This window comes from Chamaesiphon sp. VAR_69_metabat_338 (assembly GCF_031423935.1).
Classification (GTDB): Bacteria; Cyanobacteriota; Cyanobacteriia; order Cyanobacteriales; family Chamaesiphonaceae; genus Chamaesiphon.
In genome coordinates, this window is sequence record NZ_JANPGM010000290.1 from 1 (window position 1) to 7,518 (window position 7,518).

The window sequence follows — 7,518 nt, forward strand, 5'->3', positions numbered from 1 at the left end:
GGGGGAGTAAGCTCGACACCAGTAATGGGGTGAGTTTATTGCCCCCAGATACGCTCGTGTCGATCTCGATCGCAACCGACCCCGAACGTTGGCAAAAATTTAGTGAGTTTGGCGTTCCTGTCAGTCGGGGCATTCTCGAACGTCAACTCGCCCAATTGCAAACCGATTTTTTGGGTAATTACGGTTACGATTATCGCCGCGATATTTACCCGTGGATTGGCAAACAAATCACGATCGGCTATTTAAATAACCCTGGCGCGGCGGGTAAATCCGATCGCGGCATTTTAGCCGATCGCCAAACAGTAGCAATTTTGCCGATCGGCGATCGGGGTGCCGCCCAGCGGGTCGTAGAACAGCATCAAACCCCGATCGATGCCAATTTAGTCGAAAGTAATTATAAAGGTGTTGCCATTAGGGAATTTAAGCGTAAAGCGGGAACGCTGGCGATTGCGATCGTCGATAATTTTGTGGCGATCGGCACCGATCTTGCCAGCCTCCAACGCGTTGTCGATACCCAACAAGGCGGTAAATCGCTCTTGAGCGTCCCAGGTTATACCAAAGCCCTCACCGAAATCGAAATCGATCGCCCCTTCGCGCAAGTATATGTAAATATTCCCGTGGCGACAGCAGTAGCCGCCGCCAACTCGCCCCAAACATTGGCGGCGGATAAATTAGCTCAAGCCCAAGATCAGCAAGGGATGGCTGCTAATGCCACACTAGAGGCCGAAGGCATCGCTTGGAAGGGGATATCTTGGCTCAAGCCCAATACCAAACAGAAATTAGTTGTCGAAAATCAAGCTCGGGATCTAGCTGCCAATTTACCTGCGAATACACTGGTAATGGTTTCGGGTGGCAACCTCCAAAGGTTGTGGCAAGACTACGTTCGCAGTGCCGATACGAGTCCCCTGGCACCCGTTAAGCCGACCGATTTGGTCAAAAATTTGGATAATTTCACCGGACTCGATTTGGAATCAGAAATCCTCAACTGGAGCAAAGGCCCATTCGGTGTGGCAATTGTGCCCAAGCCAGATAAAATCGATACCGAATTTGGCACCGGCTTAGTGATTTTCCAGCAAGCTAGCGATCGCAACGTTGCCGAAAAAGCCTTTGCCAGACTCGATAATCGGATGGCCCAACAGCAAGGATTCAAAATTGCTAAAGCTAAATTAGGAAACCAAGATCTGATTAATTGGACGACCCCCCTGGGTAGTGTCGCGGCGACTCATGGCTGGCAGGACAATTTGGCATTCTTGACATTGGGGGCACCTGTCGCGAGTACATTCGTGCCGCAACCCCAACAAAAGCTCGCCGATAATCGCCTGTTCCAACAAGCGACTCGATCGAAGTTAAATCCTCATAACGGTCAATTTTTCATCGATATCGAGCGGACGATTAATGCTGGAAATTTACCCTTACCCTATCTCTCGCCAGAAGTGAAAGCCGGATTTCAAGCGATGAGTAGCTTGGGCGTAACCAGTGCCATCTTAGACGACTCTAGCAATCGGTTCGATCTGTTCGTCAACCTCAAAAAGGTGCCAGGGATTGCCAAACTCCCCGCCGCCCCCAAAGCGATTAAATCTGCTCCATCAGCACCCAATCCGATTAAATCCCCCAGCATGACACCGAAACCTGCGCGCTAGTGGCGATCGTATCTAAGTTAGGAATAACAACCCTGTAAGAGGATGTCTGAAAACTCAATTTTGTTAAGCTCAAACCCTAGATAATCCCCCCTAGCCCCCCTTAGAAAGGGGGGGAACCGGATTTAAAGTCCCCCTTTTTAAGGGGGATTTAGGGGGATTTACCCACCGTAAACGAAGCAATTAGACTTTTCAGACATCCTCTAAGACACAAACCCGACTTTTTAGAAAAAAGTCGGGTTTGTGATAGTAACCAGGATATTGCTATATCAATTATCAATTATCACCGGCTCTGCCGTGCTTTGAGAATATGAAAAACCGAGGGTGCTAGCGAGATAAACATAATTCCTAGCACGATCGGAATCAAGTATTGGTCGATTTGGTCGGCAGGAATACTCTTGCCTAAAAAATAACCGAGCATAGTTAAACCTACGCCCCAGCCCAAGCCACCGACGACATTGTATTGCATGAATGTCTGGTAGCGCATAGCTGCAATCCCGGCGACGATCGGCGCGAATGTCCGCACAAAGGGCATAAATCTCGCCAGAATAATAGCGGTTTTACCTTGTCGCTCGAAAAAGGATTCCGCAGCCACTAAATGCTTTTTCTTAAAGAACTTAGAATCGGGTTTGTCAAACAATTTCCGACCGAATCTTTTGCCAGTATAGTAACCGACACTATCGCCCAACACCGCGAAGACAAAACAACCAAAGGCCATGACCCGAATATCGAGTCCGGTTTTGGCCAAAGAGCACAAAAATCCAGCCACAAATAGCAAACTATCCCCAGGCAGTAAAAACCCTACGAGTAGTCCTGACTCGGCAAATACAATCCCCCAAACCAAAGGATAACCAAATGTTTGAATCAATGCTTGTAAATCAAAATGCATGTTAATCTAAATCCTCACTCAAACTTTCTTTATTCTTGGCAGTATCAGCGTCGTCGTACCTTGACTCTAAATTTAATTAATGGTTGCAATGTAGCTCGCTCGATCGATGGGACGAGTGGTGGCTATTGCACCCACGGTAGGTAAGACAATACTTAGCAAAATATCGCTCCGACTGGTGAATCGATGTCTTATTTTGGTTCGACAGGTGATGATGTCAGGGCATAGTTGGCAAGATGAAGAATGACAAGAGTGGAAGATCGTTAAGGTAATTGCCGTGATGTGCTGAAGATCGGTTCGGAATTGACAGTTAACTAAAAATTGCCGCTCATGACAAGTATTATATAAACTAACTACATTCGGCTTGGGGCAATTTAATGAAAGTACGCTAATTTTTAGCGATGTAATTGAGCTAATTGTCCCACTAAGCCGATCGTTGCGCTACCCAAGATCGGCCAAATTGGCTCCAAATGCCATCGCCACAATAATCCTGCCGCCAAGAGCGCGATCGCGAACGATTGCCAGTCTCCCAACGTACCCATCCCCAAGCGATAAGCCACAACTGCAATTGCCGCCCACGCCGCAGCATTAACCCCATCCAACCAACTACGAAACCAGCTCGACTGGCGCAGTTGCGGTGCCCAGTAAGTCGCCAGACCCACGAAACCGAAGCTAGGCAAGAAAATCCCCACGGTTGCCGCGATCGCCCCAGGATGACCCGCTAGCAGATAGCCGATGAAGGTAGCCGTAGTAAATAGAGGGCCGGGAGTAATTTGACCGATGGCGATCGCGTCTAATAATTGAGTCGAAGTCAACCAGTGTGTGCGATCGACTAATTCAGGCTGCAAAAATGCTAGCAATACATAGCCGCCTCCATAGATCGTCGCCCCCATTTTTAGGAAAATTCCGAAGACATCCACCCAGCTCGGATGTGTGGCGATCGCGGGTACGATCGCCAAGAGCGGCAGGTCGATGCGGGGGAAAATAATGACCGACAATCCACCCCGCCAGTCGTGCCAATACTTCCACCCCAGGACTCCAAATCCGGCCAGCAATAGCACGATTAAGGTGTTGACACCCCAAATCCCCAACAACCCGATCGCGCCGATTGCGGCGACTCCTGTGGGGATGTTTTTTATTGCTGAGTTGCGCAATTTCCACATCGCCTGAATCGTGAGTACCACGACTACTGGCTTGATACTATTAAAGACTCCGATAAATTGCGGGATTTGCTGGACTCGATCGTAACAAATCGCTAAGCCCCACACGATCGCCATCGCTGGCACGATAAAACATACCCCCGCGATAACCAAGCCCCACCAACCCGCCCGCAAATAACCGATGTAAATTGCCAATTCGGTCGAACTCGGCCCCGGAATCAGATTTGTCAAGCCAATTAAATCTAAAAATTGCGATCGACTAATCCACCCTCGCCGCGTCACAATTTCTGCCTCTAGCATCGCAATATGCGCCGCTGGCCCCCCAAAACCGATCGTTCCTAGTTTCAAAAAAACCGCAGCTAATTCAGTCAGATCGGAGCGTAAGAGCGGCATGAAAAATGAGTCTCCATAACTGATTTAGATCTCGTCAAAATCGATGTTTTCGTATAAATCGGCGATCGCAAGCTGGAGATCGAAACTATTCAAGGTCAAAATCGTATCTGGATCGGTATATTCTGACAGCAACCAGCGATCGGGTGCTGTTTTTACATAGTGCTCGACTCGAACGCTATACTGACTGATGAGTAAATACTCCTGGAAGCTGGGAATAGAACGATAGGCGACAAATTTTTCACTTCTGTCATAATTCTGAGTTGATTTCGATAAAACTTCAGCGATAAAGCAGGGATTAGTTACTGTATCTTTTCGTCCAGTTTGGAGTTCTATCGGTTTGGGAACTACCATAAGATCGGGGTATGTATAGAGATTAGCATCGGGAATCCACAATCTTTGGTCGGCAATAAAAATACTGTAGGGCTTTCCCTTTAGCCCAAATCTCAAGATCGCATTGAAAATACTAGCAATCTCATTATGGTTGGGCATTCCACCTGTCATCGGGACTATTTCTCCATTGCGATATTCGTTGCGCGTATCTGTGGCAATTTCTAGCTGTAGATACTCTTCGACAGTGTATGTTTTTTCCTTAGTTTGAGCGATGGTCATAATGTTACTCCCAGTTCTGCAAGTTGTTGGTTTATCCAGTCGGGATCGATACTTTTACATTTTCAGGAGGGTTTTAAATATCACACAGGGTCAAACCGTTGCCAGTTAAAGGTGGCTAGTAAATTATCGGCATGTTGATGCCAAACTAAATCGGCAATTAATTTAGCGGTAATTGGTGTTAATAAAATGCCATTGCGATAGTGTCCGGTGGCGAGGGTGAGATTCTTAGCACTACTCGCGCCCAGAATTGGTAATTCGTCAGGCGTAGCTGGACGAAATCCCCACCAAGTTTCGAGTAATGGAAACTGTTGCAGCAGCGGAAATAATCGCATCGCATTAGTCATTAATTGTTTGACACCTTTGAGTGTATTAGACGGTTCAAAGCCGACATCTTCACTAGTTGCGCCGATAATAATGCGACCGTCTTGACGCGGGACGATGTAAATTTCTTCACCAAACAGTACTTGTTGGAGTGGTAAATTATCTCGTTGCTCGATCGGAACTAATACTGATAACATTTGCCCTTTGCGCGGCACGACTGGAATTGGTACTAGTTGTTGCGACCAAGCACCTGTGGTAAGGATATAATGCTCGGCGCGGATGTCGCCATTTTTAGTTTCTAGATGCGTCACCCGTCCGTGACTTTGATGGATGTTGACGATCTCTACACCATCTCCAAATTTTACCCCTAGCGATTGACTGGCAATTAGCAGCGATCGCATTAGGGCGCGATTATCGACTTGACCTTCGGCTGAATAATAATAACCACCCACGACGGCTTCGCCTAAATCCGATTGGTGGTGGCGGATCGATCGATCGTCCAACCAATCAATACCTGTTTGGGCATGATAATACGGTGCTAAAATTCCACACGGCCAGTAGCCTGCATCGATACCCGAAATCGATTCAATTTTGGCGATCCATTCTGGATATAAATCCCGACTCGCCAAACACAAATCCCACATCGCACCAGTGGGAATGCGTTCGGCCTGCGGTGCCAACATGCCCGCTGCGGCATGCCCAGCAGCCGCTTTGGAATCTTTGCTCAAAATCGTGACTGCCGCGCCGAGCAAGCGCAATTCAATGGCTGTAGCCAACCCAATGACTCCGCCACCAATAACAATTATTTCACTACCAGACTGCATCGATCGCTTCTCCACCGCAGCCACTCAGCGGGGCTGCATCTCATGCGATCGAGTCTAACTTAGATTTCGATCGCAAGACAGTACTTTTTGGTAGTGGGGAGCGGGGAGCGGGGAGCGAAAAGTGCTGCGATCGTACCCGATCTTCTTTTAGATGGTAGATACTAAGGTTGCGGTTGCTGGCTCTGATACTTCGATCGCGGGCGTTGCTACTGGTGTCGATTCTGACAGCAATACTTCAGCGAGGTGCTTGGATAAACCTAAAATCCGCTGACAGCTCTCGGCGTGCCAAATTCGGAAAGTACCATCGATATTGCCAGCAACTAGCGGCCCCATCACATAGCAATTCTCACTGGCTTTGAAGTTCTTGTCGATCGCAAAGCCGCGATGGGACTGGTTGGGGAAACAGATCTCCCGTGCGAGCAGATTTTGAATCAGAGTAGAGGAAGACTTGGTGACATCTTGAAAACCAGCACAATTAATAATCGCGCCTAATGGTCGATCGAATGTTTGTTGTTGGCGATGTTCGCTATCGAGATATTCGCAACCAGCACCGCCAGTCGGCAGCGGTAATTGACCGATAAAGCGACCTTTAATAAATTCTAACTTGCAGCGATCGACCAAATCGTTCACTACATCTAGGTATTCGCCGCCAGCACGCCGTTGGAATTTACCGATTTCGACTGCATATCGAAACACGAATTGTGCTTGTTCGGCGTCATCGAGCAGATTCAAGCCTTGCATTACCACCTTGGTGATATCGCCATAAATATCCGAGATATTGATATTTTGCGCGGTAGCGTCGGCAACATCCCGCTTGACAGCTTCCAAAATTTGTTGGGAGGTAAAGGATTCGGTTTGTACCAAAGCGACTAACGCATGAGGCGTATAATCGAGCGCGGGAACTTTGCGGTTGATCCGATGGGGGAAGGTAGCTGTCGGCGAGAGAACGATAAATTTCTCGATGAGACTAGTTGCGGCTAGCGAATTATTGATGCTGTAGAGCGTATCTAAGGTACTGGCATTCGAGCCGATAATCATCACCTGACGATCGGCAGGATTGGGAATCTCCGCTAGGGCTTGACACAATCGATCGAGATTAGCGTCGAGGGATGGCTCGTACATATTATCGATGTAGCACAGACCCGAATTGGCATCTTCAGTAGTCTGCTCGAAGCCCAGATTTGGCGGACTGCCGATCGCTAAGACTAGTTGTTTGGCAGTAAAGCGAGCGCAATCTGCTGCGGTAGTAATATCGACTAAAAATAACTCGCCATCGCGCTGAATATCCCAGACATCGGCAGTAATCAGATCGCATTCAATTAAGCCTTTAGCTGTAGCTGCGGCGATCGTCTCATTCAGTCGCGATTTTAGATACAATCCAAACGTATGGCGGGGAATGAATAAATCGTCCCAATCGCCGCGCGCCAAGTCGGCAGCATTGTCATCCAACCATTTACTCGTTAATTGGCCTTGTTGTTGGTATTGTCGATCGAATAATCGATCGCGATTGGCATTCAACCAATCGATAAAATGAGCGCGCTCTGGTTGCTGAGGAATAAACTCTTTCAGGGGTGAAATTAATAAAGCTGTCCGACCCGATCGATCGCCGTAAGGAATTCCCGTCCAGAATTCACTAGACTTTTCGGTAACGACAATTTTGACAGGTTGAGTCCGACCCGCTATAAACT

At 48.0% G+C, this 7,518-nt stretch carries 6 protein-coding genes; 1 reads left to right on the plus strand and 5 read right to left on the minus strand.

Going from position 1 to position 7,518, the window contains the following annotated elements:
* Positions 1–1,640 (plus strand): DUF3352 domain-containing protein (locus RMO84_RS08485; protein WP_310488030.1); only part of this gene is annotated, 1,640 nt, incomplete at its 5' end.
* Positions 1,641–1,920: 280 nt separating this feature from the next.
* Here RMO84_RS08485 and RMO84_RS08490 read toward each other — a convergent pair.
* The 5 genes from RMO84_RS08490 to RMO84_RS08510 all read right to left on the minus strand — a co-directional run.
* Positions 1,921–2,526, minus strand: a complete 606-nt coding sequence (locus RMO84_RS08490) for a VTT domain-containing protein (RefSeq protein ID WP_310488031.1) — start codon at positions 2,524–2,526, stop codon at positions 1,921–1,923.
* Between the two features lie 392 nt (positions 2,527–2,918).
* Entirely contained in the window at positions 2,919–4,076 is a 1,158-nt protein-coding gene (gene chrA, locus RMO84_RS08495; protein ID WP_310488032.1) for a chromate efflux transporter, read from the minus strand.
* Between the two features lie 24 nt (positions 4,077–4,100).
* The gene (locus RMO84_RS08500; protein ID WP_310488033.1) at positions 4,101–4,685 is read right to left on the minus strand and encodes a Uma2 family endonuclease; all 585 of its coding nucleotides are present in this window, start codon (positions 4,683–4,685) and stop codon (positions 4,101–4,103) included.
* A gap of 80 nt (positions 4,686–4,765) precedes the next feature.
* Positions 4,766–5,830, minus strand: a complete 1,065-nt coding sequence (gene thiO / locus RMO84_RS08505; RefSeq protein WP_310488034.1) for a glycine oxidase ThiO — start codon at positions 5,828–5,830, stop codon at positions 4,766–4,768.
* Positions 5,831–5,977: 147 nt separating this feature from the next.
* A partial coding sequence (locus tag RMO84_RS08510; RefSeq protein WP_310488036.1) for an FAD/NAD(P)-binding protein occupies positions 5,978–7,518 on the minus strand: 1,541 nt, incomplete at its 5' end.